Below are 25,422 nucleotides of genomic sequence, written 5' to 3'. Positions count from 1 at the left end.
TTAGCGCTGGGCTCCGATTTTGACGTCGACGAAGCTGTACGGTGCAAACGGCCCCGTGTACCGAACGATGAGGTCGTCGTGCTCGTCCTCGAATCGGGCGACTGCCTCGTCGAATCGCTCTCGGTCGTCGCGCTCGACGAGATAGGAGCGGTTGAACACGAGCCGATCACTGAACAGGTCGTTTGGAACCGACTGGGCAGCGATGGGCTCGAGTTCGTCTTCGACGGCCTCCTCGATCGCATCCGTATCGACATCGGCGTTTTCTTCGCGGACGAGCTTGAGGCCGAGTTCGATCCGCCCCTCGATATCGTTGATCGCGCGCCGAAACGCCGGTCTGGCGCCACGAAGGACGTTTTTCAGCGCTCGGTCGCTCTCGAAGGCCATCCCGAACTGCATTGGGACGATCGTCCGACCGCCGTCACGATCCATGACCTCCCGGAGAACGTCGTCGTGACGTTGGGCATCTTCGTCGGTCTCTTCGGGAGCTGTGGTGTCGATGTTGGAGACGACGGCACTGAGACGTCGGTGTGAGACCGTGTAGACGTGATCTGCACCACCGACAGCATCGGTTTCGAACTCGACAGGGTCGTCGGCCATGACGCCGTAGACGTATCGGTTCGTCATCGAGCGCTCACCCGGCCAGTGTGTTGCGTTCGGTCGTGAGCTGACGCTGCTCGTGCCCGCAGACGCGGGCTCGGTTCGCCGTCGGCTTCGAGTGGACTCGTTCGGGCAGAGATCATGGGAACTGATTATCGACCACCCGAGGTGACACAGCCGACTCGCGACTCGAGGGCTCTCACCCGCGGGTGGTCGAGGAACTCGCCCGAAAGTACACCACCGCGACGGGTTACCGTGGTGCTTGCAGTCGCAGCCTTCGGTGCACCGGCCGATTATGACAGACCGGCTTGCAGTCGCAGCGCAAGCCGTGTTACGAATCCCGGATGTACTTCGCGGTGAGTATGGCACAACCACAACGAAGACCCGACTCCTCGAGTCTCGCGGAGGTACTGGATCGCATCCTCGACAAAGGCGTCGTCATCGACGTCTGGGCTCGCGTCTCGGTCGTCGGGATCGAGTTGCTGACCATCGAGGCCCGCGTCGTCGTCGCCTCCGTCGACACCTTCCTGCACTACGCGGAGGAGATTGCAAAAATTGAGCAAGCGACGGCAGAGGGCGACCTCGAAGAACTCGAGGAACTCGAGGTCGAACAACGTCCAGAATCGTCACCAAAGTCCGCCACCGAATAACTCGTCATGGCCGACGATGCTTCGCGCAAGCGAAAGGTCCGTGGCCGGAAGATCAGGAGCGACCGCTCACAGAAAGAAGGACGGCGTGCCAAGAAGGAACTCGCCCGAAAAGCGTCGAACGCGGGCAAGAAAAACGGCGACAGTCCCCTCACCGATCCAGCAGCTATCACCCCCGAACCGTTCGTCGAGACGGATGCCGTCACCGCGTTGCGCGAACGGATCAACGGCTGGCTCAAAGCGGAGCAGCCGGTTCATCTGATCGGGCCGACGGGCTGTGGAAAGACCGCACTTGCGCTGTCGGCGGCTGCCGAGCGTGGCCGCCCAGTCGTCTGGCTCAACGGCGACGAGGCCGTTGACACGGCCGCGCTCGTCGGTGACCACGCCGGCGGGGAGCGATACAAAGAAGACGACCGGTTCGTCAGTGGCGTGAGCAAACGGACGGAGATCGTTCGTGAACGCTGGGTCGACAACCCACTCTCGGTTGCTGTTCGAGAGGGTGCGACGCTCGTCTACAACGAGTTCTCGCGCAGCGATCCGGCGGCACACAACGTCTTGCTTTCAGTCTTCGAAGAGGGCGTCTTGGAGCGGCCGGGAAAACGCGGTGAGGATCGATCCATCAACGTCCACCCCGAGTTCCGAGCAATCTTGACCTCGAACGACGCCGAGTACGCGGGTGTCCACAAGCAACAGGATGCGCTGCTCGACCGGTTCGTCGGCGTCTACGTCAACTACTACGACGCCGAAACTGAGCGTGAGATCGTTCGATCCCACGTCGATCTTCCGGACGATACGATCGAGACAGTCGTCGACACGACACGCACACTCCGGGATGCCCTCGAGATCGTCGTCGGGACGCGGGCAGCGGTCACGGCCGCGAAGGGGCTCTCCGTTTTCGAGAACCCCGAAACCGATGCCAGCGAGAACGGTGCGTTCGACGACGACCTGCTGACAGCGGTCTTCGTGGACGTGCTTGCGCCGAAGATTGCTGGTCAAGGCCCCGAAGACATCGCACAGCTTCGAACACAGATCGCCGACTCGATCTGACGTGACCGAGCGGGCCACCACCCACACCCACAAGACACCACACGACAGCCAGACACGAAACGACGACAACCAATGGCCGACGCCGATACACACCAATCAACGGAGCAGTGCACGGCGCTTACCGAAGACGGAGAGCGCTGTTCGCGGCCAGCCCAGGACGACGGATTTTGCTACCAACATGATGAGAGTGATCCAACCGTGAGCGATAGCCAGACAGTCGACGACGAACAGACACAGGACGAACAGCAAGCACAAGAGACCGACGAAACCGACGAGAGCCAGCCACAGAGTCGGGATCTGACGGTCGACATGACCGCCGAGGAGAAGACTGATCCCGAAACAGTCGATGCCGACGTCGAGACCGACCACGACGAGATTGCTGGCGTCCTTGCCGTTCGTCGAACGGTCCAGTCGACGGCGGGCGAACTTATCGGTCGAGAGTTCGACGCCGTCAGCGAAATCGTCCCCACCGACGACGGCTGGCGTGCAGTCGTCGAGGTCGTCGAACGACGAGCGGTCCCCGACACCCAGGACATCATTGGCCGGTACGAAATCGAACTCGACGACGGTGCGACTGTCCATGGCTACCGCCGTCTGGACCGCTACCGGCGTGGCGACACGGGGGCGTTCGAGTAGCACACCGGCTCTCCGAACTCTCGCTTTTAACATGGGTCGGGAGCTATGCGTAGCTATGACTCACTCTCCCTCGAGAGCTCGCGACGCGGCGTTCCGATTCGAGTACGAGCCAGCGACGATCAGGTTCGGTTCCGGCTGTGTTGACGCCCTCGAGGCCGAACTCGAGCGCCAGAGCCTCGAGCGTGCACTGATCGTCTGTGGCTCGACGGTCGGTTCCACGCCCGATGTGATCGACCCGATCACGGCGGGGCTCGGGGATCGACTCGCGGGGGTGTTCGCCGAGACGACGTCAAAAAAGCGGCTCGGAACGGCCGTCGACGGACTCGAGCGACTCGAGGACGAAGACGTCGACGTGCTCGTCAGCCTCGGCGGTGGAAGCAGCCTCGACGTCGCGAAAGTCATCAGCGTCCTCGCTGCGAGCGACCGCGAACCGGCGGCGATCGGCGACGAGTTCGCCGAGACAGGCACGATCACCGTCCCGAACGAGGGACTGGTTCCGATCGTCGCAGTTCCGACGACGCTCGCCGGTGCCGACCTCTCACAGGTCGCAGGCGTCACCGCCGCACCCGAGTCGGGGTTGGTCGAAACAGAAGTGGGCGGCGGCATCTCAGGACCGGGGCTGATGCCCGCCGCGGCCGTCTACGATCCCGATATCGTGGCGACGACGCCGGAATCGATCCTCACAGGCTCGGCGATGAACGGCTTCGACAAGGGCCTCGAGGCGATCTACGCGGCCAACGCGACGCCGGTGACCGACGCGACGGCGATGCGTGGTCTCGGCAAACTCGAGACCGGCCTTCGCGCGTTCGGCCGTGGTGTGCGTGACACCGAGACGTTCGCAACGATCCTCGAGGGGATCGTCCTGGTCCAGTACGGCATCTCCCGGCCCGACGAGACGATGCTCTCGATCGTTCACGCCTTCGGCCACGGGCTCACGCGCACGGACGACGTCCAGCAGGGGACAGCACACGCCGTCGTCGTTCCACACGTGCTCGCGTACCTGTTCGATCAAGTCGATGCCAGAGTGGACGTACTAGCCGATGCGCTGGGTGTTGCCGACGCGGACGATCCAGCACGGGCGGTCGTCGACAGGGTGGCCGACGTGCGCGACGCACTCGAGCTACCGACGCGGCTGCGCGACGTCGACGGCCCCGAACCGGACGAGTTCACTGCCGTCGCGGAGGCGATCCTCGCCGACTCGTTCATGGCGAACGCGCCGCCGGGGCTGGAGGCTTCTGTTGAAGACATCGAACGTATTCTCGAGCAGGCGTGGTAGGACCGAAACCGCGACTTACCCGTCGACGTACGACGGCCGCTCGGCGTAGGCGATTGGGTCCCGAACGCCGATGTTCTGGAACGCCTGCAGGCGGAACGCACACGCATCACAGGTCCCGCAGGCGGGTTCGTTCTCGCGGTAACAGCTCCAGGTGTGTTCGTAAGGTACCTCGAGGTCGACCCCTCGCTCGGCGATGTCGGTTTTCGACCACTCGACGAACGGGGCCTCGATCGAGATCTCAGTCTCGGGTTTCGTGCCGACGTCGACGACCTGCTCGAAGGCCTCGAAGAACGCGGGCCGGCAGTCCGGATAGCCCGAGAAATCCTCGCTGTGGGCGCCGATGAAGACCGCCTCGCAGTCGTTTGCTTCGGCATACGAGACGGCCATTGCGAGCAGGTTCGCGTTCCGGAAGGGGACGTAGGAGGTGGGGATCTCGTCGCTCTCTAAGTCGGCGTCTGCGACGTCGAGGTCGTCGTCGGTCAGACTCGAGGCCCCGATCGCCGCGAGATGACCGGTTTCGATCTGCAGGAACTCCGCTGCGTCGAGTTCGTCGGCGAGTTGGCGAGCACACTCGAGTTCGCGATCCTCGGTTCGCTGGCCGTAGGACGTATGCAGGGCGTAGATATCATAGCCCCGGTCGCGAGCCTCGTAGGCAGCGGTGGCGCTGTCCATGCCGCCCGAGAGGAGGACGACGGCGCGTTTGGGAGTCGGTTCGTCGGTCGTGGACGGAGTGTCGTCAGTCATTGGCATCAGTCTCAAATATCAGGTTTCGGGCGCGTCGTTCCAGAGATCGACGTGGAGGCGGGGCGTGTATCGGAAGCCGTGGTCCATCGCCAGCTGTGCAACCCGGGCTCGAGTGTCCTCGAGTCGGTCTCGTGTTGCCCCTTCTGGCATCAACAGGACGTCGGTGTCCCGAATCGGAACGGCAGCGACCTCGCGAAGATCCTCGAGCAAGGCGAGGATTTCGGGCATATCGCTCTCGTCGGTGACGACGAACTTGAGCTGAAACGCATCGTCCTCGATCAGACGGGCCAGTGCCTCGAGGTCGATCCGGTCGCGCTCGTGGCGGGCTTCCCACTCCCCCTCGCCTTTGGGGTCGCGCTCAGGTGTGGGCGTGCTGCTCTCGAGTTTCGGGCTGATCGAAGCGAGGTCGATCGGCGCGTCGCGGTAGATCGTCCCGTTGGTCTCGACGGTGGTGTGATAGCCGCGTTCGTCGAGCGCCTCGAGGAGGTCGACACTCGCCTCATGAAGCAGGGGCTCGCCGCCGGTGAGGACGACGTGGTCCGCGTTGTCGTAGGATTCGACCGTCGCGAGAATCTCGTCGATATCCTGCCAGGCGTGGGTGGGTTCCCAGGAAGTGTGATAGGAATCACAGAACCAACAGCGGAGGTTACAGCCGCTCGTCCGGACGAACACCGAGGGGACACCGGCGAGCGTCCCCTCTCCTTGCAGCGAGTAGAACAGTTCGTTGATCGGGAGGCTGTCCGCTGGCGCGTCCTCGGCAGCGACCCCCTCCCGATCGATCGAGTCGGAAACCGGCATCTCAGAACCGACCGCCACCACAGAGTTCGCTCGTCTCGTTGACCTGTACGGCGACGTGGGAAACAGTGTCAGGCAGCGCTGCCTCGAGTTTCCGTTCTAGTAACACGCTCATCACTTCGGCCGTCGGTGGCTCCTCGAGGACGATGACTGCGTCGTCGTCACCCGCGGTTTCGAAGGCATCGATCAGGGGGTCGCCAGCCTCGAGTAAGAACATATGATCCCACTCATCGATTACTGCAGTAATATCTCCTTTATCAGCAACCCAGCCTTCCTCGGTCAGTTTGCCAGTAACTCGGACAGAGACCTCGTAGTTGTGACCGTGTGGCCGCGAGCACTTGCCGTCGTGATGGAGGAGACGGTGGCCAGTACTGATTCTGATTGGGCGATCGCGGCCAACGTAGAGAACGCGTTCGGTTCCGGTGACCACATCACCACTGCCGTCGGCGGCGATCGTCGTCTGACGATCATCGCATCCTGCTCGTTCAGTCATATCACAGTATTCTCTTGGGATTACTTAAACGTGACCGACTGGCGCGAGTCGCAACCGCCGCGGCCGACACAGACGAGCGAACGGCTGTCACAGCCGACGAAAAGCCCACTTCAGTCCTCGAGTTGGTCCTGAATCCTGTTTTTCGCTTCGGTTCGGCGTTTACGCGAAAACTGCGGGTGGTCGTCCGAGAAGTCGACCTCGATTTCGTCGAGTGTTCGCCGGTAGATGTTCGTTCGTCGTCCCTCTTCGGAGAGCTGTCGCCCTTCACAGGTCAACAGTCCAGCATCGACGAGGTCCTGAATTCGGCGATAACAGGTGGCGATCGGAATCTCGATATCGTTGCTCAACGCTTGGGCCGATTTCGGGGTGCCCGCCGCACAAAGAATTTCTGCACTGTACTTACTCCCAAGTGCCGAGAGAATCGTCGTTGACTTCGACTCGGTCTGTTCCGTCCGACTCTGAGACATCGTTCATCCTATACTGAATTATCAGAATTGAATCTTGTGGTTAGTCGAATTACATGGGAGTAACAATGGATAAATATCTCCGCCGTATACGGGGTGAACTGAGTTTTCATCAACTGTTTGCAACGTTATTAGAGTGGTTTCCTGTCAGCTGCTATGAGTGATTGGAGCCGTGGATTCGACGGCGAATGCCGATGTCGAGGTATGGCTGACAGTGTCATGCACCCAGTCTCGATACTCGTTTCAATCCGCGCGACAAACGACAGCTATGAACGTCGCAATCGTCACCGTCGGGGACGAACTACTCGCTGGACGGACGACAAATACCAACGCGACATGGCTCTCCGAACAGCTGACCGAACGGGGTGTCTCCGTCGAGCGCGTAACCACGGTGCCAGACCGGATCAGCGACATCGCTCGCGTCGTCAACGAGTATCGTGCCGAGTACGATGCTGTGATCGTCACCGGCGGGCTCGGTCCGACACACGACGACGTCACGATGGAGGGTGTCGCCGCCGCACTGGGGTGTTCACTCGAGACACACGATGGGGCGCTTGCCTGGCTCGAGGAAGACGGGTACTCGCGGGCCGACCTGACGGCTGGCACAGCCGACTTGCCGGTCGGTGCACGCCCACTCCACAACGAAACCGGCGTCGCACCCGGTGCAGTCATCGAGAGTGTGTACGTTCTCCCCGGCGTTCCCGCAGAGATGCGGACGATGTTCGACTCGGTTGCCGACGAGTTTTCAGGCACACAGACCTACCGAGAAGTCGTCGTTGCCGACGAGCCAGAAAGCGCGCTTCTCGACCGTATCACGGCGGTTCGAGAGCGGTTCGAGGTCTCTGTCGGGAGCTATCCAGGCGACTCTGTTCGACTCTCACTCGAGGGGACGGACGAAGAAACTGTTTTGACGGCTGCGGCGTGGCTTCGCGACCACGTCGAGCGAACCGAGTAGCGGCCGCAGCCGATCGGCCGACTATCGGTAGAGGTAGGCGAGCCAGACGACTGTCACGAGAAGGCCAAGGATCAGGGCACCCCAGCCGGTCAGTGCCATCGGTAGTTCCGGTTCTGCTTCGAGAACGGCGAAAGCGAGTGCGTTCATATGCTGCGATCAGTTCTCATCCCTCTTAATCTTTCAGAAAACTCGCGCGTCGGCTGTGTCGCGTGTGCCACTCTCGTGGAAAACACCACACGGCTTTTGGATCGGCTCTCCATACGTCGGCTATGGAGTCTCTCGGTGTCGTCGTGAATCCGATCGCGGGGATGGGCGGTCGAGTCGGACTGAAGGGAACCGATGGCAAACTCGAGGAGGCACGCAGCTTGGGGGCCGAGCCGCGAGCGCCAGGTCGGGCCCGCGAAGCACTCACTGCATTGCACCGACGAGCGCCCGAGCTGACGGTGTATACGGCAGCGGGTGTGCTGGGTGAGGACGCCGTTCGGGATGCTGGCTACGAACCAGTCGTCGTCTACGACCCGGCAACGAGTGACGGCACAGCAGTCACGGCCCATCCAGACGATCCCGCAGACGCCGAAACGACCGCCGCCGATACGCGCGCGGCCGTTCGCGAGTTTCTCGAGCACGACGTCGATCTGATCTGTTTCGTCGGCGGCGACGGCACCGCCGTCGACGTCGCGGAAGTCATCGAAAGCGACGGCACACCGATGCTCGGCGTCCCGGCCGGCGTCAAAATCTACTCGTCGGTCTTTGCCGTGACACCGGCCGATGCCAGCCGGATCATCGCTGCGTTCGACCGCGTCACGTCCCGTGAAGTCAACGACATCGACGAGGATGCGTATCGCGAGGGGGAGGTCCGAACAACGCTCAAAGCCGTCGTCCCGGTCCCCGTCGCGCCCGACGTCCAGTCGGGCAAACAGGTTTCGAGTGGCAGCGTCGACGCGCTGGCAGCAGGCGTCGCCCGTGAGCTCGATCCGGATCGAACCTATGTCTTTGGTCCCGGGGGACCGTCGGCGCGATTGAGGCCGAACTGGGGATCGACGCCTCACCGCTCGGTGTCGACGTCTGGCGTGATGGGGAGGTACTCGCCACGGACGCATCCGAACGCGAGATCCTCGAGGTGCTCGAAACGCCAGTGACGATCGTCGTCTCACCGATCGGCGGCCAGGGCTTCATCTTCGGGCGGGGGAACCACCAGATCTCACCCGACGTGATCACGCAAGCCGACGAGATCGAGGTCGTCGCCTCGGGGGAGAAACTCGACGGGATCGACGCCTTGCGCGTTGACACCGACGACGCGACGGTCGACGAGGAGCTACGGGGCTGGCGACAGGTCCGAACAGGGCGGTTTACGACCCGCCTCGTCAAGGTTGTATAAGGTGTAGGGTATCTTTATCGCTGGAATCAAGGATATAACGACTTCTCGTTCATGTAATGACTATATAGTCAGGATTAAGGCCGACTCTCGCCTAGGGTGGCACATGGAAACGCGGAAAGTGCAACGATTGGGTCCATCGACGCTTGCGATGACCCTCCCCGCAGAATGGGCGTCCGAACACGGTGTCGAGAAGGGAGACGAAGTCTCCCTGCGGACCAGCGGCAAGGGCACGCTGACTGTCATGCCCGAGTCGGCCAACACCGAAGAGACGGAAGCGATCATCCACGCCGACAATCTCGATGCCGATGCCGTCGAGCGAGCGATCGTCGCCCAGTACGTGCTGGGCCGGCGTGTCATCCGCATCGATACCGAAGACGGCGCCCTCGAGTCCGACCACATCAACGCGGTCTATCAGGCTGAAACGCAGCTGATGGGGCTGGGCGTCATCGAAGAGACTCCCGAGAGCATCTCGATTCGTTGTTCGGTCGATCCGGAGGACTTCACCCTCGACAATCTCTTAGAGCGCCTCGAGCGAACGGGACAGACGATGCGTGGGGAGGGGATCAAGGCGCTGGCACACGGTAACCCTGATCTGGCCCAGCGCGCCCTGAACCGCGAACGTCAGGCGAACAAGATCTTCGTGCTTCTGCTGCGCCTGATTTTCACGGCCTACCAGAACCCGAACCTCGCCCGCGCGGTCGGCCTGAACAGTGGCTTCCCGCTGATCGGCTACCGATCGATCGCGAAAAACCTCGAGCTGACGGCGGACAACGCCGAAGACATCGCCGAAATCGTCATCGAGACCGAGGGCCACAGTCTGAACGTCGACAGCTCAGTGATGCGTGACATCCGCGAGCTGAACGAACAGGTCGACGAGATCACCTCGCTTGCAGTTGAGGCAGCCGTCGAGCGCGACTACGACAAGTCGAATCGGGTTCGAGCGCTCTTCCACGAGGTTTCCGACCGCGAGAAAGAGATCCTCGACGAGCTACCGGAGATGTCCAACGAGGATCTCCTCCGAGTCCGTGAAGTGCTCGTCAGTCTCCAGCAGACGGCCCAGTATGCGATGCGAAACGCCGAAATCGCGGCGAACCTCGCGTTGAACGAGGAGTCAGAACACACGACGATCAACTGATCGACTCCTCGTCGCTTTGCGCCTGCAGTGTCGCTGTTCGATCGGCTGATCACCCACCGAGTCGAAACAGTAATCCGATCTGGCGACACACATCTGTCCGATGCGGTCTCTCCTTCGGCGGGTTCTTGCACAGTTCGCCGTCGATCGGCGAGTCCTCGCACTGGCGTTTGCTCGGATGGCTGACGGCATCGGGAACTCGTTTCTGATCATCGTTATCCCGCTGTACGTGGCCAGCGCCACCGTCGACGGGCGGACGTTCGGCCTCGAGGAGGCGATGATTATTGGCATCATCCTCTCGCTGTTTGGCTTTCTCAACAGTAGTTTTCAGCCGTTTACTGGCCGTCTTTCCGACCGCGTTGGCAAGCGAAAACCGTTCATCCTGATCGGGCTTGGTGGCCTCGCGATGACGAACGTCGCATACATCTTCGCGGAGACGTATCTTTCTCTCGTCGTTATTCGTGGTCTGCAGGGGGTCAGCGTGGCGTTTATTATCCCGGCATCGATCGCGTTGGTTAACGAACTCGCAACGGCACAGGACCGCGGCGGAAACATGGGTGTCTACAACACGTTTCGGCTGGTCGGCTTCGGTGCCGGCCCGATCGTCGCTGGCGCGGTTGTCAATCTCGGCCCGTACACGCTGCCCGCTGGCCCAACGATCAGCGGCTTCGACGCCGCGTTTTCGATTGCTGCGATTACGGCGGTGGCCAGCTATCTGCTGGTCACCGTCCTGATCTCAGATCCCGATGCGACGAGAGCGAACGCCAGTGCCGACCTCTCGATCTCGATCCGAGACCAGTCGGGGTCGCACCTGCTCGATCCGATCTTCACGCTCGGCATCGCCTCGCTGTTTATGGCGACGTCGATCGCACTGTTCGCGACGATTCAGCCACAGGTCAACGCCCGTCTCGATCAGGGCTCGACCTGGTTTGGGCTCCAGTTTGCGGCCTTTATTCTGGCACAGGTTCTCTTACAGACGCCGATCGGCCGAGCCTGTGATCGGTACGGCCGCCGCCCGTTCATCGTCGGCGGAATGCTCTTGTTGCTCCCGACAACGCTCGTCCAGGGGTTCGTCACGACCTCGGAGCTGATGTTCGTCGCTCGCTTGCTTCAGGGCATTGCAGGTGCGATGGTGTTTGCGCCGGGGCTTGCCCTCGCTGGCGATCTCGCGGGTGAGGGCGAGTCCGGTTCGAAGCTCGCTGTGCTCACGATGGCGTTTGGCTTCGGGATCGCCATCGGCCCACTTTCGTCGGGCGCGCTGGTCGGCTACGGCTTTGCGATGCCGTTCGTTTTCGGCACGGCACTCGCCGCCATCGGCACACTCCTCGTCTATACGCAGATCGAGGAGACACTCGAGACGACACAGCCGCTCCCAGTTCTCAGCAACGACTGACCCACACTGCTCTCGAGTGGCTGACAGGTCAGACCAGCGTGGCACACCGGAACTGACTGCCAGCAGTCCACCTCAGGGCCGCAGTTGTGAGAATCCGGCAGCGTTGGCCGAGAAACGATGGGACGCAACGCAAAAGTAGCGGATCCGCATACGATTCGACGATGACGCTCTCGGAGGAGGCCACGGAACGCTTGGCAGACGTCGTGGAGCTACAACCGACGAAAAACGCGGAGTTACAGGACCGGTGGGGGATGGACAGCGGCAGCGAAGTCCATCAGTATCTCGAGAACGAACTCGGTGATTACTACTTCCGTGATGACAACAGCCTGATTCGGGCGACGAGCGAGGCGGCAGACCTCGTCGACGTCGAACCCGGTATCGAGAGTGATCCAGACGACGAAGGGCCGCCATCCAGGATCCGCGTCCCGGAGCTGCAGTCACAGATCGTCGCGGTGCTGGCCGGGCCCGACGAGGAGTCCGAGAGCGTCGTGTCGGTCCTGCACAAACTCCGCGAGGAGTTCGACGTCGACCCCGAGGCCGAGGACGTCCGCTCGGGACTGCAGAGTCTCCGCCGCAAGGACGTCGTCGAGGTCGAGTACCGAACCGTTCCGACGTTCCGGCTGGCCGTCGAACGTGAGGATCTCGAGGTCGGCGTCTCCGACTGAAAAACGGCGCAAGCGCAGTTACAGCCCCGGTCGCCGTCGTCGACGTCGATCCTCGAGCAGTTGTCGACAGCGTGTTCCTGGGCCACCCTCGATCGGCCAGCCTCGCGTTCGCCACCCCGGCGGCTCCGGCTCGAACTCGGGACAGCTCCCAGAACACTCCGCAGCCGTCTGACACCGTCCTTTCGCCGAACAGTGTGGGCGGAGTTGTGTGCCGTCTCGAGCACGCAACTGGAAGCCCCGACAGTCAGGACGCATGGTATCGACGAACGAGCGCCAGCCACGTTCGTAGGCCCGCTCGGCGATCGCGAGTCGTGTTTCGGCTTTCGTCTCGGGATCGACGTATTCGAAACGGGCTGCCGAGCCATCTCGAGCGCCGCCGTCGGGTCGCTCGAGGATGCGCGTGCCGGGTTCGGCGACGGGAAGTGTCCGAGGATACCACTCGACTGTCGCGGTCAGGGCCGCAGGCTCGAGCGCGAGGATGCCGGCTTCGATCGGGACCCCCTCGAACAGCGCGGGTTCGACAGCGTTGCCCGTCGCCCGCGTCGCGACCCAGACCTCGTCGGCCAGCGAGACGGCGACGTCGTACTCGAGTTGCGAGCCGAGCACGCGGGCCGCGCTGGCGTCTAAGTCGGGTTTGTTCTCGATCGCGATGATTCGGTCGACCCAGTCGGGATAGGGCCATTTCCGACGGATCTGGATACGATTACCCGACTTGCGGGTCTCGAGGATGTCTCGATCGTCGGCTCGATGAATCGCCTCGCGGACGTAGCGCCACGGGTAGCCGGGGTCGGGGAGACAGTCGCGATAGTACGTCCACTCCGTGGGCGCGTTGCGAACGAGATGCAAAAGGTCGCTGTCGAGGCGCTCTGGGCCGAACGCTGCCCGCTCGCGAAGCGCCGCTGGGTCACACTCGAGAACGATGGTGTCCCAGCGGCGGCGTTTCGTTCCGAGCTGACGGGCAACGATCACGTGATTGCCACTGGTTGCCTCGGTCGGCGGCCAGGCGCGTTCGGCCCAGCGACAGCTTCGGAGTTCGAACTCGAACTCGGTCGTATGCCGGTCCACACTGGCTATTCGAGCCACGTGCGCAAAAGCGCTGCCTGATCGGCGTGGGAAGGTGACTCACGGCGATGGATCTCGAGCGGGTGGCCACTGTGATGTCGGTGGGCGACTCGAGATTGCCGTGACCTTACTCTTCGTCCTCCTCCTCGCGGTCGTCAAGGAACTCGTGGGCCTGTTCTAAGATTTCGCGTGGCCCGTCCTGTGTGACGGTGTTGACTGCCTGCTCGTAGTCGCGCCACTGGAGGTCCCGATGTTCGTTTGATAGCTCCGCACTGGCCTCGAACGATTTCGCAATAAAGAGGTGAACGGTCTTGTGGATCGTCGTGCCGTTTGCCTCGAAGACGTAGTTGTAGTCCTCACGAAAGCCGTCGAGAAGCCGGAACTGCTCGATACCTGCCTCTTCCTTTACTTCGCGGATCGCCGTCTGCTGTAGCTCTTCATCTCCTTCGACACCGCCCTTGGGAAACTCCCAATCGCCTGGGCGGCTCTTGAGTAGAAGATACTCGCGCCGGCCCCGCGTATCGCGGAAGAGGATCGCGCCTGCGCTCGTAGCTTCGACTGCCATTATCTGGAATAATAGGTGCGACGTTAAGAGAATATCGGACTGTTCGTCCAACGGATATCCCGATCAGTGGAACGATGTCTACGAGTTTTCGGCCGACGTGTCTGAATTTGTCCACCGCTCTGTGAATGAACTGGGCGTATCTCAGCAAGTTTTTACGCACCGGCCGTTGACAAATGGACAGCACAACTATGACCTTCGTTACCCGCCTCACGCTCCAGAGCGGCGATCGAGCCGCTCTGGATGGGATCGTCGAAGACATCAAATCTACCGCCGAGCGCAAGGGAGCTGCTCTGAAAGGGCCCCACTCCCATCCGCCCGAGAAATTTTCCGTGCCCCAGCGGTGTCGGCTCCACGCCGACGACGATCGGCAGTTCTCTTCGTGGCAGTATACGGTGTTCACCCGCGAGCTCGAGATTCACGGCCACGACAACCTCGCGCGCAATATTGCCGAGCAGAACTTCCCGGATTCGGTCCACATCGAGGCGGAAGTCGAGCACGTTCGTGGCGTCGGCCGTGGCAACTAACGCCTGAGACGCGACCCCTCTTACGTTGGCTTGTTGCTTTTATCCGCTCGAGCCAAACAGTCGGGCAATGTATACGGGCAAGACCGAGAAGCCCTGCTGTCTCTGTGAAACCGGTGATATCGACCACCGAATCGATCTGCCGCCGCGAGTGATTCAACAGCTAAAACACGGCGAAGCCATCGCCTGGCAGGACGTCGTCGGTGAGGTATCACTGTACTTTTGTGACCGAGACTGGGAGACGGTCTGTGATCTCGTCCTCGAGACCGGAATGACGCCGTTGCCTCGGTGTAACGCCGCCCGTGCCTCCTTCGATCTCCGAGAGGACTTCGAGGCGTTCACCAACCGAACGAAAGACGTGCCCGACCACCAGCCCATCGAAGAGCGATTCTGGACCGACAGCCAGCAGATTCTCGCGGGCGACACCGAGTATCCCCCATCTGACCGGGAGCTCGTCCAAGCCCGGGTCGTCACGTGGGCGCTCGAAGACCTCGAGGCCCCCATCGCGCGGGGGGAGCCCGGGACCGCACAGCAAGAGTAAGCGGAGCGCGCGGCTGCCGGACACTGATTTTCAGTGGTAACTATAGGATCTGTCGTCTAACGAGTGGGTATGGCACTCACCGAATCGGACCGCATCTCGCTGCGCCGGGACCTCCACCGCCGGCCCGAACCCGCCTGGTGTGAGTTTTATACCACTGCACGACTCGCCGAGGAACTCAAGTCACAACTCGACCTCGACGCGCTCCACGTCGGCCCCGACGCCATCGCGGGCGACCACCGGATGGCCGTCCCCGACGAGGCCGAACTGGCCTACTGGTACGACCGCGCCCGCGAGGCCGGCGTCGACGAGGCGGTTCTCGAGTCGCTCGAAGGCGGCTACACGGGCCTCGTCGCCGTCCTCGAGCGCGGCGAGGGACCCACTGTGGGTCTCCGGGTCGACATCGACGGGCTGCCGGTCGAGGAATCCGACGACGCGGCCCACGAACCCGCTGCGGAGGGGTTCCGATCCGAGTACGAGGGGGCGATGCACGCCTGCGGCCACGACGCCCACGCGACGATCGGCGTCGGCGTCCTCGAGCGAATCGCCGAGAGCGGTGAGTTTTCTGGCACGCTGAAGGTCTTTTTCCAGCCCGCTGAAGAGGTCGTCGGCGGCGGGAAGTCGATGGCCAAAAGCGACCACATTCAGGACGTCGACCACCTGCTGGCGCTCCATATCGGCCTCGATCATCCCACTGGCGAAATCGTCGCTGGTATCGACGGCTTTCTCGCCGTTCGCCACCTCGAGGCCGAGTTCACCGGCGAGTCGTCTCACGCTGGCGGCCATCCCGAGCAGGGGCGAAACGCCGTGCAGGCGATGGCGACAGCCGTCCAGAACCTCTACGGCATCCCCCGACACAACGACGGCAAAACGCGAGTCAACGCGGGCGTCGTCGAGGGCGGGACGGCCGCCAACGTCATCCCGGAGGAGGCACGGATCCTCGCCGAAGTTCGCGGCGAGACGACTGAGCTGATGGAGTACATGCACAGCAAGGCACGCCACGTGGTCCGCAGCGCGGCCGAGATGCACGAGTGTACGGTCGACTTCGCTATCGGCGCGGAAGCTCCGAGCGCGACGAGCGATCAGGAACTCGTCGACATCGTCGCCGACGTCGCGGGACGGACCGAGGGCGTCGAGCGCGTGCTCGAGCGCGACGAACTCGGCGGCAGCGAGGACGCGACGTTCCTGATGCAAGCGGTCCAGGAAAACGGCGGTACCGCCTGTTATGTTGGCATCGGCACGGACCACCCCGGCGGTCACCACACCCCGACGTTCGATGTCGACGAGGCGAGTGTCGCCCATGGTGTCGACGTGATCGCCGGCACGATCGAGCGGATCGGCCAAAGAGGGTTCTAAGCGGCAGCGCATCGGGACGTGGGGTTCGGAAAAAAGCGAATCAGTTGTCGTCGGCTGGCAACCGGCGGTCCGAGGTGGCCTGTCGATCAGTACCCGTCGTCGTCATCATCGTGACCATCGTCATCGTCGTGACCGTCGTCATCGTCGTAGCCATCGTCGTCGTCGTGACCGTCGTCATCGTCGTGATGTTCAGCATCGACCACGACCTCGAGGTCGAACGGTTCGTCTGCCGGCGCAGCCTCGGGCTCTAAGTAACCGACAGCAAAGGCCGAGTAGACGGTGCCGGCCATCGGTTCGACGTCGAAGGTTGCGACGACGTCGCCGTCGTTGTCCTCGGTCGCGGGTCGGACCTCGAGGGTGTACATGTCAGGGGGGACCTCGACGGCTGCAGCGTCGCCGAAGGCAGCGTCCTCGAACAGTACCGTCTCGCCGTCGCCGGCCGTGACATCGACGGCGGGCGCATCTGGCGAGGCGTGGACGAGTCTGATGCGGGCGTCCTCACCGGGGTCGCTCAGGTCATCCTCGAGTACTGCGGGTGCAAACGGCTGATTCTCATCCTCTGCGAGTTCGCCGAGGGCGGCGATCGTGTAGTCGCCGTCACCGACCTCAACGTCGTCATCGAAGACGACGGTGTCGGGGTCGCCTGCGGCCGTGATCATGACCCCGTACGTCTCGGGGGCGAGCTCGAGATAGTCGCTGACGGCCCGATAGGGGACGTCCTCGAGGACGGCGTCGCCGTCGACATAGACGTCGACGTTTGGCGCATCAGGCGAGAGGTGAGCAACGCGGACGCCTGCGTCATGGTCGTCCATCGCTCCGTTCTCGGCGTCGTCATCGTGGTCGTCAGCCATCCCATCATCGTCCGTTCCATCGTCGCCACCCAGACAGCCCGCGAGGCCGATGACCCCAGTGGCTCCGATCAGTGACAGTGCGCGTCGGCGTGTGTGTTGTTGTACCATCGAGACAGTGTAGCCTACCAACAAGAATAACCAGAGTCCCTAACAGAGTAGGTTTTTGGCCAGTTAGTATTTATATCATGTCGCCATTAACGTCTGTGTGTCGAGCTGTTGTATCGCTGGTGACACGACAGTTCGCTCGAAATTCCCGGTCAAAAAGGGGTGAGATGTGGGGACAAAAACGGTACCCAGCAAACCGACTGTGAGGTCAGTACTTGGGATCAGCGCCAGTCGTCTCGTACACCTGTTCCATCAGGTCGTCGCGGCGTTCCTGCCAGTGCTCGAGGGCGGCGGGATGGTGAGGATAGGCCTCGTAGAGTTCGAGCAGGTCGTCGGCCCGGCGCTTGGTCTGGAAGAAGTTCCAGATCGTGCCCCAGTGGCCACGGCTGTTGTACAGGCTTTCTGCGGCAAGTTTCGGGCCGATGCTCGTACTCCCCGAGTACAGCGCCTCCGCGAGTTTCTCGCCGGGCATCGCGGCGAGCAGCCCCATCAGGTCGTCGACGTCGATGGCCGTCGAGAGGATGTTGTAGACGTCCAAGGCGGCATACCGTGCGCCGAAGTGGTCCATGACGCGCTCGTTGTACTCCCAGAGGGTTTTCTCGCCGACGTCGCCGGTCTCGAGACCCTTGATCGCGGCTTCGGCGGCGTACTTGCCGGCGTAGGCAGCGCCGGCGATGCCACCGCCAGTCGTCGGGTTGACGTGGCCGGCAGCGTCGCCAACGGCCATGTAGCCCGGATGGACCGCGGAGTCGTACGGTCGCCGGGTCGGGAGGGCCGCGCCGAGTTTGTCCTCGACTTCCGCGCCAGCGAACTCCGGCCGGTTCTCGAGGTCACGTTTGAGGTCGTCGACGAGTTTCATCGGCTCTTCGGTCATCTGGAAGCCCAGTCCGGCGTTGATTTCGGTGTCGGTGCGGGGAAAATACCAGAGATAGCCCGCCGCGCGTTCGGTTGGCTTGAAGACGAGGGCGTCGTCCCACTCGACGGGTTCGTCGACGTGGACGATTTCGCGGTAGGCCGAACAGAAGTGGCTGTAGTTGACGTTCGTATCGAACGTCGACTCCGAGAAGTCGACGTGATCTTGGAGGACCGAGAGCGAGCCGGCGGCGTCGATGACGACCGCTGCCTCGTATGTTCGGGGCTCACCCTTCCGGATCGCTTCGACACCCGTCACGCGGCCGTCATCAGTCTGCGTGACGTTGTTGACGACCGTATCGTAGTGAAAGTCGACACCGACGGCTTCGGCTCCCTCGATGATGCGGCGGCCGTACTCCCAGCGATCGATAACGGCCAGTTCGCCGGGAATCGGAATCTCGAGGACGGTATCCTCCTGTGGGATTTCGAACCGGCCGTGGTCGACGCCCGTGTTCGTAAACGCGGGCTCGAGTTTCGATTTGGGGATCGCCTCGGGGAAGGAATCAGCGCCTTTCAGTGCGTCGCCACAGGCGATGTGGCCTGCTTCGTCCTCGGTTTTGCGCTCGAGGATGACGACGTCGTAGTCTGCTCGTGCGATAGTCGCGGCGGCATAACAGCCCGCCGTTCCGGCACCGACGACGACCACGTCCGGCGACTGGGTCTGTGTCGTGGCGGCGGCCGACTGCTCCTGCGTACTCATATCAACAGTGTGCACACCGCGGTAAGAAAACGTTTTATGGTCGGTTCGTCGGATTGTCGGTCGCTATTTCACGATCCGGGGTGGGTCGACGCGTCGTCGACCGGACGGCGACGCCGTCGGTCGGCTCCGAAACGCTCGTCTCGCTACGGTGAAATAAAGAGTTTTAGTGAGGTCGGCCGTACCGAGCGGTATGACCGAGTACACGATCGAGTTCGTCGGGACGGGGGAGACCATTACCTGTTCGGACAAAGAGACGATTCTGAGTCGCTGTCTCGAGGCGGGGATCGCCCAGGAGTACTCCTGCCGTGTTGGGATGTGTCTGGCCTGTTCAGCCGAGATCCTTGAGGGAGAGGTCACCCAGCCCGCAGCGCGCGGTCTGACAGACGAAGAGGCCGAACGCTATGCGCTGACCTGTATGGCACGGCCCCAGTCGGATCTGAAACTCGATCGTGGCACGTACCCACCGAGTATCGAGGGTGACCTCGAGGCCGGCGAGTCGAGCGACGCGGCGCCCGCAGACGACTAACTGCCATCCGTCCCGGAACCAGCCCGGCGACACTCGCTTTTTTCGATGAGATACGCGGCAACGTGGCAAAGCCGTGACGGGTACGGCTTCAGCGTGAGGGTGGCCCGCCCGGTCATCCGTGAGACCGCCGTGTTTCGGTCCGGCCAGACCAGCAACCGACTTCGGAACGGACTGCAGTCGGTCGTTACTGGGCCAAGAACGCGGCCGTCGCTGACTGACGTTTCGACGGTCGGTTTCGGAGCCGGACATTGCACTACTAGAAACGTCTATACGTTGTACGCCAGTAACCCACCGACCACGTATGCAACTCGGCGAAGCCGAAGCGGACGAACGCCCCGACTCGAGGGCGGCGCGGTACTTCCAACACGCGACGAGCGGTCACTGGGATCCATATGCGATCGACATCGAACAGGACCGCGAGACGCTGGTCGACCTCGGCCGACGCCCGTTCACCCAGTTTCGCGCGACGGTCGCAATGTTCGGGGCCGGCGAGGAGGCCGTCGTCGACGATCTGCTCCCGCTTGCGACGGTGCTCGAGGCCGACGACGACCAGCGGTTCGTCGCCAGCCACCTCTACGAAGAGGCCAGACACGCGGCCTTCTTCGATCGCTACTGGACGGACGTAATCAATCCCGTCGAGGAGATCCGCGGCCTCGAGCCGACCGACCCCACCGCCGATCGCTGGTTTCCAGACGCCTACGTGGAGATTTTCGATCGGACGGAGACCGCGATGGGGAGACTCCTCGAGGCCGACACGCCCGAAAACCGCGCGGTGGCGTACGCACACTATCACCTGACGATCGAAGGCGTGTTCGCCCAGGTCGGGTTCCGTGCCATTCGGGAGACGTTCGGCCCCGAAACCGACGGGCCGACGGTACACGGACTCACCGAGGGGTTCGAGCACATCCGGCGTGACGAGGGTCGACACGTCGGCTTCGGCCTCGCGAAACTCGAGGCGCTGCTTGCCTCGGGCGCGGTCGATCGGGAGCGGATCGAAGACGTCGTCTCGACGCTGGCCCCGCTGATCGACGACATCGCCGGACAGATGGGGTGGAAACGACTACCGGGGCCGTCGGGAGAGGAACTCGTGACTGACGCGGCCGAGCAACGAGCGAAGCGACTTGAGCAACTGACGACGGAGACAGCACGGGAGCCTGAAAGTGATTCCGCGGATCGAAATGGGGGACGATAGGATGGACGCTATCGAGATCACCGAGTACGGGGACAGCGACGTGCTCACGCTCACGGAACGGGAGCCACCCGCGGCCAGCGACGGCGAGATCCGCATCGACGTCGGCGCTGCCGGCGTGAACTTCGCCGACATCGAACAGCGTCGTGGGACCTATCCCGACGGGCCGTCTCCGTCGTTCGTCCCCGGCCTCGAGGTCGCCGGAACGGTCGCGGCGGCTCCGGAGGAAGCAGCCGTTGACGTCGGCGACCGTGTCGCGGCACTGGCCTCGAGCGGCGGATACGCCGAGGTGGCGACCGCGCCGGTCGAGCGAACAGTTCCAGTGCCGGACTCGTTGTCGCTCCGCGAGGCGGTCGCGATCCCAGTCCAGGGACTGACCGCGCACAACGCCCTCCACGAGTGGGGCGGGCTGGAGACCGGTGAGTGCGTGCTGATCCACGCCGCCGCGGGCGGGGTCGGCTCGCTCGCCGTCCAGTTGGCCGCCGTCGCGGACGCGGAGGTCTTCGCTACTGCGAGCACCGACGCGAAACGCGACCTCGCGCGAGAGCTCGGCGCCGATCACGCGATCGACTACACCGAAACCGACGTCGCGGCGGCAATCGACGACCGGACCGACGGCGACGGCGTCGATCTCGTCCTCGACGGCGTCGGTGGTGACGCCTTCGCCGCGAGCCTCGAGGCGCTCGCTCCCGCCGGACGGATCGTCTCCTTTGGCATGGCCAGCAGCTCGGTACCGACAGTGGCGACGCCGCGGCTGTTCTTCGAGAACCAGTCGGTCATCGGCTATCACCTCGAGCACGCACTCGAACACGTCCCCGACCGCGTCCACACGGCGCTACCGGAACTGACCGAGCACCTCGCTGCCGGTCGGATCGAGGCCGTCGTCGACGAGACGTTCCCCCTGTCGGCGGCGGCGCGGGCTCACGACGCGCTGGCAGATCGTGAGACCGTCGGGAAGGTCGTGCTCGAGCCGTGACCTCGGCAGGACTGCGGCTCGTAAACGGATCGATTTTTCACGGTTGACGAGAAAGCAAGCGGACATGTCCAACGCGACCGAGATAGCGAACCAACTCGAGGAGATCATCGCCGACAGACTTCGCGTCGACCGGGACGCGTTCGACGAGACGACCGAGTTCGAGGACGAACCGCTCGACGCAGAGTCGCTCGACATGGTCGAACTCGCTGAAGCGATCGAGGCGGAGGTCGGCGTCCACATCCCCGATGACGACCTCGCGGAGATCGAGACGGTCGGCGACCTCCGAACGTACGTCACGGCACGCGTCTGAATGGGACGAGACGTCGTCGTAACCGGCGTGGGGTTGGTGACGCCGCTGGGCGAAACCGCCGACGAAACCTGGAGGGAACTCCGCTCTGGAGTCACTACTGCAGGTCCGATCACGCGATTCGATCCCGACGGGGCGGGGATCCGATCGCGGATCGCGTGTAAAATCGGGGGCGACCCAGTGGCGACGGGAGACGAGTGGATCGACGAGCGAACGATGGGCCGCTACGCCGAACTCGCCGTCGCCGCGGCCGCGGAGGCGATCGAAGACGCTGGCTTCGATCCCGACGACCCCGACTGGCGGCCCGAGCGAGCCGCGACCAGTATCGCGTCGGCCTTCGCCGGCCTGCCGGAGCTCGAGTCGGCAGCCGGCAGCCGTCCGTCGCCGCGGTTTCTCATCACCGCGCTCGCGAATCTGGCGGCCGGTCACGTCAGCATGTCGTTCGATCTGCAAGGCCCGAACCGCTCGCCCGCGACGGCCTGTGCGGCTGGCACGCACGCGATCGCTGACGCGGTCACGGACATCCGAACCGGCCGTGCCGACGTCGCGGTCGCCGGCGGAACCGACGCACCGATCTCCCCGCTCGGCGTCGGGAGCTTCGACGCGATGCGGGCGCTTAGCACCCGCAACGACGAGCCCGAGCGGGCGAGCCGCCCGTTCGACGCCGACCGGGACGGGTTCGTCCTCGCCGAGGGCAGTGGGATTCTCCTCCTCGAGGCCAGAGATCACGCCGCCGAACGCGGGGCGAGGCCGTACGCCGCGGTCACGGGAACCGGGCTGACCGGCGACGCACACCATCCGACACGGCCGGCCGAGGGCGGTCGGGGTCTCCGGCGATGTCTCGAGCGCGCGCTCACCGACGCCGGGTGCGAGCCGGCCGCCGTTGATCACGTCAACGCCCACGGGACGAGCACACCGACGGGTGACGCTCGCGAGGCCGACGCGCTCCGGACGCTCTTCGATACGGTGCCACCGGTCACGAGCACCAAGGGGTCACTCGGCCACACTCTCGGCGGTGCCGGAGCGATAGAGAGTGCGATCCTCGCGCGTTCGATCGCCGAGGGAACGATTCCGCCGACGGCGAACTACGAGACGCCGGATCCGGCGTGTGACATCCCGATCGTGGCCGAGACCCGCGAGACGACTCTCGAGGTCGCTGTGACCACATCGGCGGGTTTTGGCGGGACCAACGGCGCGCTCGTCTTCGAACGCGTGTGACAATGAATGGAACCGACAGCGACGACGAACCGGACGACGAATCCGCCGCGGCTCTCGACGACACCGGTACGTTGGCGGCCGTCGCCGCACTCGAGTCCCACGGTGTCGAAGCCGGTGGTTCCGCTCCCGTCGTCCGACACGGCATCGACATCGTCTCGATCGGCCGCATCGCCGATCTCCTCGCGGAGTTCGGGGCGTCGTTTCGCAGTCGGGCGTTTACCGATGCGGAGCGAGCCTACTGCGAGGGCAAGGGCGAGCCAGCACAACACTACGCCGCCCGGTGGGCGGCCAAGGAGGCCTTCTGTAAGGTCCTCGCCGAGGAATCGCCGGCGATCTCGCTCGATTCGGTCGAAGTCATTCGCGACGTGACCGGTCCGCGACTCGCGCTCGAGTCGCCCGCCGCCGAGACGCTCGCGGCGTCTCTCGAACAGGAGGGGATCGATCCCGGCGCCGTGGCGATCGACGTCTCGCTCAGCCACGACCGGAGCGTCGGCTACGCCGTCGGTTCGGTGACCGTCGTCGGGATCGAGAACGGATTCCGATGCGATCGACCTACTGATGGAACTACTGATATATGACAGAGACGGACGAAACGACGACGCTTACGGACACGGCGTTTGTCTTCCCCGGCCAGGGGAGCCAACGCCCCGGAATGGCACAGCCCTTCTACGACGCGTGGCCGGAGACACGAGCCGCGTTCGACGCCCTCGATTCGGCCCTCGAGATCGATCTCTCCGATCGGTGTTTTCGCGACGGACTCGAGGAACTCACGCGACCGCAAAACGCACAGCCAGCGCTGCTGGCGGCCGGATACGCGACGTCTGTCGGCATCGCTTCTCGGTTCGGCGTCGAGCCGGCGTACGTCGCCGGCCACAGCCTGGGCCAGTTCACGTCGCTTGCGGTCGCGGGCGCGGCGTCGCCGACCGACCTCGTCGACGTCGTTCGCCGGCGCGGCACGTTCATGGAACGGGCCGAACGCGACGCAGGTCCCGGGACGATGATGGCGGTCCTGCTCGTCGACCGAGCGACCGTCGCCGACGTCTGTCGCGACCGCGACGACGTCGGCGTCGCGCTGTACAACAGCCCACGACAGACCGTGATCAGCGGGACGATCGACGGAGTCGACGCCGTTCGGAACGCCCTCGACGACACCGCCGCGCGATTTCGCGAACTTGAGGTCGGCGCGGCGTTTCACTCGCCGGTGATGGTATCGGCAGTCGAGCCCGTCGAAGACGTGATGGCGTCGCTGTCGATGTGCGAGGCGTCGATTCCGATCGTCTCGGACGTCTCGAACGAGGTCTACACCGACCCGGCCGTCGCCCGTCGGGATCTCACGACACAGATCACCGCGCCCGTCGACTGGGTCGGTGTCGTCGAGACGCTGAAACGCCGCGGCGTCGACCGGTACGTCGGGTTCCCGCCGACCGGCGTCCTCTCGAGTCTCGTCGAACGAATCCATCCGGACGCGGAGTGTGACGCACTCGAGACGCCCGCCGACGCGCGAGAGGTGTTCGCCTGATGGCCGCGTTCCGTGACGAGGTGGCCATCGTCACCGGCGGCACCCGTGGGATCGGTCGCGCCGTCGCGGAGCGCTTTGCCGACGGCGGTGGGACGGTGATCGCCACCTACCACGCCGACGACGAGGCGGCCGACCGAACGCGCGACGCGCTGGCGGCGTATCCGACCGAGACCGCGGTCGAACGGTGCGATGTGACCGACTTCGACGCGGTCGCGGCGATGTTCGAGACGGTTACCGAGCGGTACGGGCCGCCGACGATCCTCGTGAACAACGCCGGGGTGATGGACAACGGCCTGCTAGTTCGGATGACCCCCGAGCAGTGGCGACGCGTTCTCGAGACGAACCTCTTCGGGCCGTTCTACTGTACACGCGAGGCGGCGCGGTCGATGCTTCGAAACGGCGGCGGGCGGGTCGTCAACGTCGCGAGTGTCGCGGCACGACGTGGTTGGGCGGGGCAGGCCAACTACGCCGCGAGCAAGGCTGGACTCATCGGACTGACTCGCGCCGCCGCGCGAGAACTCGGTGGGAAAGACATCCGCGTCAACGCCGTCGCGCCGGGGTACACCGACACCGGTTTGCTGGAAGACGTCGCCGACTACGAGACGCTCGTCGAGGACCGAACCGCGAGCGGACGGGTTGGAACCCCAGAAGAAATCGCCGACGCGATTGCGTTCCTGGCCAGCGACGCCGCGTCGTACGTCAACGGCGAGGTGCTCAGAGTCGACGACGGACTGCTCGGCTGAGACGAGTCAGAGTCAAGCGACGCGGCGCAACCACCGGATGCGGACGACTGGCGGAACGAGATCAACACTCGAGAACGATCCCACAGCGACGAGCGTCGAATCACTTCAGCTG

The 25,422-nt window shown here is 63.6% G+C and carries 29 protein-coding genes and 1 pseudogene; 20 read left to right on the top strand and 10 right to left on the bottom strand.

Going from position 1 to position 25,422, the window contains the following annotated elements; genetic code table 11:
• Positions 1-624 (bottom strand): GvpL/GvpF family gas vesicle protein, encoded by a 624-nt coding sequence (locus DV706_RS16295; RefSeq protein ID WP_006067841.1) that lies wholly within the window; start codon positions 622-624, stop codon positions 1-3.
• A 335-nt stretch (positions 625-959) separates the two neighbouring features.
• Between DV706_RS16295 and gvpA the strand changes: the two genes are divergently transcribed.
• From gvpA to DV706_RS16275, 4 genes are all read left to right on the top strand, one after another.
• Complete coding sequence (gene gvpA / locus DV706_RS16290) at positions 960-1,247, top strand: gas vesicle protein GvpA (RefSeq protein ID WP_049889998.1); 288 nt, start codon at positions 960-962, stop codon at positions 1,245-1,247.
• A 6-nt stretch (positions 1,248-1,253) separates the two neighbouring features.
• Positions 1,254-2,291 carry a gas vesicle protein GvpN gene (gene gvpN, locus DV706_RS16285; RefSeq protein ID WP_006067843.1) on the top strand — a complete coding sequence of 346 codons (1,038 nt, stop codon included), beginning with the start codon at positions 1,254-1,256 and terminating at the stop codon, positions 2,289-2,291.
• A gap of 72 nt (positions 2,292-2,363) precedes the next feature.
• Complete coding sequence (gene gvpO, locus DV706_RS22345; protein ID WP_006067844.1) at positions 2,364-2,927, top strand: gas vesicle protein GvpO, halophile-type; 564 nt, start codon at positions 2,364-2,366, stop codon at positions 2,925-2,927.
• 55 nt (positions 2,928-2,982) lie between these two features.
• Positions 2,983-4,203: an iron-containing alcohol dehydrogenase family protein gene (locus DV706_RS16275; RefSeq protein ID WP_006067845.1), complete on the top strand. Its 1,221-nt coding sequence runs from the start codon at positions 2,983-2,985 to the stop codon at positions 4,201-4,203.
• A gap of 15 nt (positions 4,204-4,218) precedes the next feature.
• On the opposite strand, the gene queC is transcribed toward DV706_RS16275, so the two are convergent.
• From queC to DV706_RS16255, 4 genes are all read right to left on the bottom strand, one after another.
• Positions 4,219-4,947 (bottom strand): 7-cyano-7-deazaguanine synthase QueC, encoded by a 729-nt coding sequence (queC, locus tag DV706_RS16270; protein ID WP_006067846.1) that lies wholly within the window; start codon positions 4,945-4,947, stop codon positions 4,219-4,221.
• A gap of 18 nt (positions 4,948-4,965) precedes the next feature.
• Positions 4,966-5,745 carry a 7-carboxy-7-deazaguanine synthase QueE gene (locus DV706_RS16265; RefSeq protein WP_006067847.1) on the bottom strand — a complete coding sequence of 260 codons (780 nt, stop codon included), beginning with the start codon at positions 5,743-5,745 and terminating at the stop codon, positions 4,966-4,968.
• A gap of 1 nt (position 5,746) precedes the next feature.
• Positions 5,747-6,235 (bottom strand): 6-pyruvoyl trahydropterin synthase family protein, encoded by a 489-nt coding sequence (locus DV706_RS16260; protein WP_006067848.1) that lies wholly within the window; start codon positions 6,233-6,235, stop codon positions 5,747-5,749.
• Between the two features lie 110 nt (positions 6,236-6,345).
• Entirely contained in the window at positions 6,346-6,702 is a 357-nt protein-coding gene (locus DV706_RS16255) for a winged helix-turn-helix domain-containing protein (RefSeq protein ID WP_006067849.1), read from the bottom strand.
• Between the two features lie 265 nt (positions 6,703-6,967).
• Between DV706_RS16255 and DV706_RS16250 the strand changes: the two genes are divergently transcribed.
• A complete protein-coding gene (locus tag DV706_RS16250; RefSeq protein WP_136350756.1) occupies positions 6,968-7,654 on the top strand; it encodes a competence/damage-inducible protein A in 687 nt (228 codons plus the stop codon).
• Positions 7,655-7,675: 21 nt separating this feature from the next.
• Here DV706_RS16250 and DV706_RS22340 read toward each other — a convergent pair whose 3' ends face one another.
• The gene (locus tag DV706_RS22340) at positions 7,676-7,801 is read right to left on the bottom strand and encodes a hypothetical protein (RefSeq protein WP_006067851.1); all 126 of its coding nucleotides are present in this window, start codon (positions 7,799-7,801) and stop codon (positions 7,676-7,678) included.
• 122 nt (positions 7,802-7,923) lie between these two features.
• Between DV706_RS22340 and DV706_RS16245 the strand changes: the two are divergent.
• The 4 genes and pseudogenes from DV706_RS16245 (at position 7,924) to DV706_RS16230 (ending at position 12,222) form a co-directional block, all read left to right on the top strand.
• Positions 7,924-9,032, top strand: a pseudogene (locus DV706_RS16245) (ATP-NAD kinase family protein).
• Between the two features lie 103 nt (positions 9,033-9,135).
• A complete protein-coding gene (locus DV706_RS16240) occupies positions 9,136-10,167 on the top strand; it encodes a phosphate uptake regulator PhoU (protein WP_006067853.1) in 1,032 nt (343 codons plus the stop codon).
• 100 nt (positions 10,168-10,267) lie between these two features.
• Positions 10,268-11,557: an MFS transporter gene (locus DV706_RS16235; RefSeq protein WP_006067854.1), complete on the top strand. Its 1,290-nt coding sequence runs from the start codon at positions 10,268-10,270 to the stop codon at positions 11,555-11,557.
• Between the two features lie 161 nt (positions 11,558-11,718).
• Positions 11,719-12,222 carry a DUF5797 family protein gene (locus tag DV706_RS16230; protein WP_006067855.1) on the top strand — a complete coding sequence of 168 codons (504 nt, stop codon included), beginning with the start codon at positions 11,719-11,721 and terminating at the stop codon, positions 12,220-12,222.
• Positions 12,223-12,240: 18 nt separating this feature from the next.
• On the opposite strand, the gene DV706_RS16225 is transcribed toward DV706_RS16230, so the two are convergent.
• Positions 12,241-13,287, bottom strand: coding sequence for a DUF5787 family protein (locus DV706_RS16225; protein ID WP_006067856.1), 1,047 nt, complete (start codon positions 13,285-13,287; stop codon positions 12,241-12,243).
• A 124-nt stretch (positions 13,288-13,411) separates the two neighbouring features.
• Positions 13,412-13,849: a bis(5'-nucleosyl)-tetraphosphatase gene (locus DV706_RS16220; RefSeq protein ID WP_006067857.1), complete on the bottom strand. Its 438-nt coding sequence runs from the start codon at positions 13,847-13,849 to the stop codon at positions 13,412-13,414.
• A 188-nt stretch (positions 13,850-14,037) separates the two neighbouring features.
• Here DV706_RS16220 and DV706_RS16215 point away from each other — a divergent pair, with 188 nt between their 5' ends.
• The 3 genes from DV706_RS16215 (at position 14,038) to DV706_RS16205 (ending at position 16,264) form a co-directional block, all read left to right on the top strand.
• Positions 14,038-14,373, top strand: a complete 336-nt coding sequence (locus DV706_RS16215) for an uS10/mL48 family ribosomal protein (protein ID WP_006067858.1) — start codon at positions 14,038-14,040, stop codon at positions 14,371-14,373.
• 67 nt (positions 14,374-14,440) lie between these two features.
• Complete coding sequence (locus DV706_RS16210) at positions 14,441-14,911, top strand: hypothetical protein (protein ID WP_006067859.1); 471 nt, start codon at positions 14,441-14,443, stop codon at positions 14,909-14,911.
• Positions 14,912-14,980: 69 nt separating this feature from the next.
• Positions 14,981-16,264 (top strand): amidohydrolase, encoded by a 1,284-nt coding sequence (locus tag DV706_RS16205; RefSeq protein WP_136350757.1) that lies wholly within the window; start codon positions 14,981-14,983, stop codon positions 16,262-16,264.
• 86 nt (positions 16,265-16,350) lie between these two features.
• Here the strand turns inward: DV706_RS16205 and DV706_RS16200 are convergent, their stop codons facing one another.
• Positions 16,351-17,223 carry a DUF4397 domain-containing protein gene (locus DV706_RS16200; protein ID WP_006067861.1) on the bottom strand — a complete coding sequence of 291 codons (873 nt, stop codon included), beginning with the start codon at positions 17,221-17,223 and terminating at the stop codon, positions 16,351-16,353.
• Positions 17,224-17,428: 205 nt separating this feature from the next.
• Complete coding sequence (locus DV706_RS16195; RefSeq protein ID WP_006067862.1) at positions 17,429-18,832, bottom strand: geranylgeranyl reductase family protein; 1,404 nt, start codon at positions 18,830-18,832, stop codon at positions 17,429-17,431.
• A 190-nt stretch (positions 18,833-19,022) separates the two neighbouring features.
• On the opposite strand from DV706_RS16195, the gene DV706_RS16190 reads away from it, so the two are divergent.
• From DV706_RS16190 to DV706_RS16155, 8 genes are all read left to right on the top strand, one after another.
• Positions 19,023-19,358: a 2Fe-2S iron-sulfur cluster-binding protein gene (locus tag DV706_RS16190; protein ID WP_006067863.1), complete on the top strand. Its 336-nt coding sequence runs from the start codon at positions 19,023-19,025 to the stop codon at positions 19,356-19,358.
• 301 nt (positions 19,359-19,659) lie between these two features.
• The gene (locus tag DV706_RS16185) at positions 19,660-20,550 is read left to right on the top strand and encodes a ferritin family protein (RefSeq protein ID WP_006067864.1); all 891 of its coding nucleotides are present in this window, start codon (positions 19,660-19,662) and stop codon (positions 20,548-20,550) included.
• Position 20,551: 1 nt separating this feature from the next.
• Positions 20,552-21,523: a quinone oxidoreductase family protein gene (locus DV706_RS16180; protein WP_006067865.1), complete on the top strand. Its 972-nt coding sequence runs from the start codon at positions 20,552-20,554 to the stop codon at positions 21,521-21,523.
• Between the two features lie 64 nt (positions 21,524-21,587).
• Positions 21,588-21,833: an acyl carrier protein gene (locus tag DV706_RS16175; protein WP_006067866.1), complete on the top strand. Its 246-nt coding sequence runs from the start codon at positions 21,588-21,590 to the stop codon at positions 21,831-21,833.
• Positions 21,834-23,048 (top strand): beta-ketoacyl-[acyl-carrier-protein] synthase family protein, encoded by a 1,215-nt coding sequence (locus DV706_RS16170; RefSeq protein ID WP_006067867.1) that lies wholly within the window; start codon positions 21,834-21,836, stop codon positions 23,046-23,048. It begins immediately after the preceding gene.
• Between the two features lie 2 nt (positions 23,049-23,050).
• Positions 23,051-23,626 (top strand): holo-ACP synthase, encoded by a 576-nt coding sequence (locus DV706_RS16165; protein WP_006067868.1) that lies wholly within the window; start codon positions 23,051-23,053, stop codon positions 23,624-23,626.
• Positions 23,623-24,567, top strand: a complete 945-nt coding sequence (locus DV706_RS16160) for an ACP S-malonyltransferase (RefSeq protein WP_006067869.1) — start codon at positions 23,623-23,625, stop codon at positions 24,565-24,567. Before DV706_RS16165 ends, DV706_RS16160 begins: the two co-directional genes overlap by 4 nt.
• On the top strand, positions 24,567-25,310 hold the full coding sequence (locus tag DV706_RS16155) for an SDR family NAD(P)-dependent oxidoreductase (protein ID WP_006067870.1): 744 nt from the start codon (positions 24,567-24,569) through the stop codon (positions 25,308-25,310). The genes DV706_RS16160 and DV706_RS16155 overlap by 1 nt, the downstream gene beginning before the upstream one ends.
• Positions 25,311-25,422 lie beyond the last annotated feature (112 nt).

It is taken from the genome of Natronorubrum bangense (genome assembly GCF_004799645.1).
GTDB classification, from domain to species: domain Archaea; phylum Halobacteriota; class Halobacteria; order Halobacteriales; family Natrialbaceae; genus Natronorubrum; species Natronorubrum bangense.
The sequence above is the reverse complement of the archived record's forward strand: the minus strand, read 5'-3'. Positions and strand labels throughout refer to the sequence as shown.

What these genes read in the sequence shown, in the direction of transcription:
- DV706_RS16295 (WP_006067841.1), bottom strand. Translation starts at nt 624, where the DNA reads ATGACGAACCGATACGTCTACGGCGTCATGGCCGACGACCCTGTCGAG.
- gvpA (WP_049889998.1), top strand. Translation starts at nt 960, where the DNA reads ATGGCACAACCACAACGAAGACCCGACTCCTCGAGTCTCGCGGAGGTA.
- gvpN (WP_006067843.1), top strand. Translation starts at nt 1,254, where the DNA reads ATGGCCGACGATGCTTCGCGCAAGCGAAAGGTCCGTGGCCGGAAGATC.
- gvpO (WP_006067844.1), top strand. Translation starts at nt 2,364, where the DNA reads ATGGCCGACGCCGATACACACCAATCAACGGAGCAGTGCACGGCGCTT.
- DV706_RS16275 (WP_006067845.1), top strand. Translation starts at nt 2,983, where the DNA reads ATGACTCACTCTCCCTCGAGAGCTCGCGACGCGGCGTTCCGATTCGAG.
- queC (WP_006067846.1), bottom strand. Translation starts at nt 4,947, where the DNA reads ATGACTGACGACACTCCGTCCACGACCGACGAACCGACTCCCAAACGC.
- DV706_RS16265 (WP_006067847.1), bottom strand. Translation starts at nt 5,745, where the DNA reads ATGCCGGTTTCCGACTCGATCGATCGGGAGGGGGTCGCTGCCGAGGAC.
- DV706_RS16260 (WP_006067848.1), bottom strand. Translation starts at nt 6,235, where the DNA reads ATGACTGAACGAGCAGGATGCGATGATCGTCAGACGACGATCGCCGCC.
- DV706_RS16255 (WP_006067849.1), bottom strand. Translation starts at nt 6,702, where the DNA reads ATGTCTCAGAGTCGGACGGAACAGACCGAGTCGAAGTCAACGACGATT.
- DV706_RS16250 (WP_136350756.1), top strand. Translation starts at nt 6,968, where the DNA reads ATGAACGTCGCAATCGTCACCGTCGGGGACGAACTACTCGCTGGACGG.
- DV706_RS22340 (WP_006067851.1), bottom strand. Translation starts at nt 7,801, where the DNA reads ATGAACGCACTCGCTTTCGCCGTTCTCGAAGCAGAACCGGAACTACCG.
- DV706_RS16240 (WP_006067853.1), top strand. Translation starts at nt 9,136, where the DNA reads ATGGAAACGCGGAAAGTGCAACGATTGGGTCCATCGACGCTTGCGATG.
- DV706_RS16235 (WP_006067854.1), top strand. Translation starts at nt 10,268, where the DNA reads ATGCGGTCTCTCCTTCGGCGGGTTCTTGCACAGTTCGCCGTCGATCGG.
- DV706_RS16230 (WP_006067855.1), top strand. Translation starts at nt 11,719, where the DNA reads ATGACGCTCTCGGAGGAGGCCACGGAACGCTTGGCAGACGTCGTGGAG.
- DV706_RS16220 (WP_006067857.1), bottom strand. Translation starts at nt 13,849, where the DNA reads ATGGCAGTCGAAGCTACGAGCGCAGGCGCGATCCTCTTCCGCGATACG.
- DV706_RS16215 (WP_006067858.1), top strand. Translation starts at nt 14,038, where the DNA reads ATGACCTTCGTTACCCGCCTCACGCTCCAGAGCGGCGATCGAGCCGCT.
- DV706_RS16210 (WP_006067859.1), top strand. Translation starts at nt 14,441, where the DNA reads ATGTATACGGGCAAGACCGAGAAGCCCTGCTGTCTCTGTGAAACCGGT.
- DV706_RS16205 (WP_136350757.1), top strand. Translation starts at nt 14,981, where the DNA reads ATGGCACTCACCGAATCGGACCGCATCTCGCTGCGCCGGGACCTCCAC.
- DV706_RS16200 (WP_006067861.1), bottom strand. Translation starts at nt 17,223, where the DNA reads ATGGTACAACAACACACACGCCGACGCGCACTGTCACTGATCGGAGCC.
- DV706_RS16195 (WP_006067862.1), bottom strand. Translation starts at nt 18,832, where the DNA reads ATGAGTACGCAGGAGCAGTCGGCCGCCGCCACGACACAGACCCAGTCG.
- DV706_RS16190 (WP_006067863.1), top strand. Translation starts at nt 19,023, where the DNA reads ATGACCGAGTACACGATCGAGTTCGTCGGGACGGGGGAGACCATTACC.
- DV706_RS16185 (WP_006067864.1), top strand. Translation starts at nt 19,660, where the DNA reads ATGCAACTCGGCGAAGCCGAAGCGGACGAACGCCCCGACTCGAGGGCG.
- DV706_RS16180 (WP_006067865.1), top strand. Translation starts at nt 20,552, where the DNA reads ATGGACGCTATCGAGATCACCGAGTACGGGGACAGCGACGTGCTCACG.
- DV706_RS16175 (WP_006067866.1), top strand. Translation starts at nt 21,588, where the DNA reads ATGTCCAACGCGACCGAGATAGCGAACCAACTCGAGGAGATCATCGCC.
- DV706_RS16170 (WP_006067867.1), top strand. Translation starts at nt 21,834, where the DNA reads ATGGGACGAGACGTCGTCGTAACCGGCGTGGGGTTGGTGACGCCGCTG.
- DV706_RS16165 (WP_006067868.1), top strand. Translation starts at nt 23,051, where the DNA reads ATGAATGGAACCGACAGCGACGACGAACCGGACGACGAATCCGCCGCG.
- DV706_RS16160 (WP_006067869.1), top strand. Translation starts at nt 23,623, where the DNA reads ATGACAGAGACGGACGAAACGACGACGCTTACGGACACGGCGTTTGTC.
- DV706_RS16155 (WP_006067870.1), top strand. Translation starts at nt 24,567, where the DNA reads ATGGCCGCGTTCCGTGACGAGGTGGCCATCGTCACCGGCGGCACCCGT.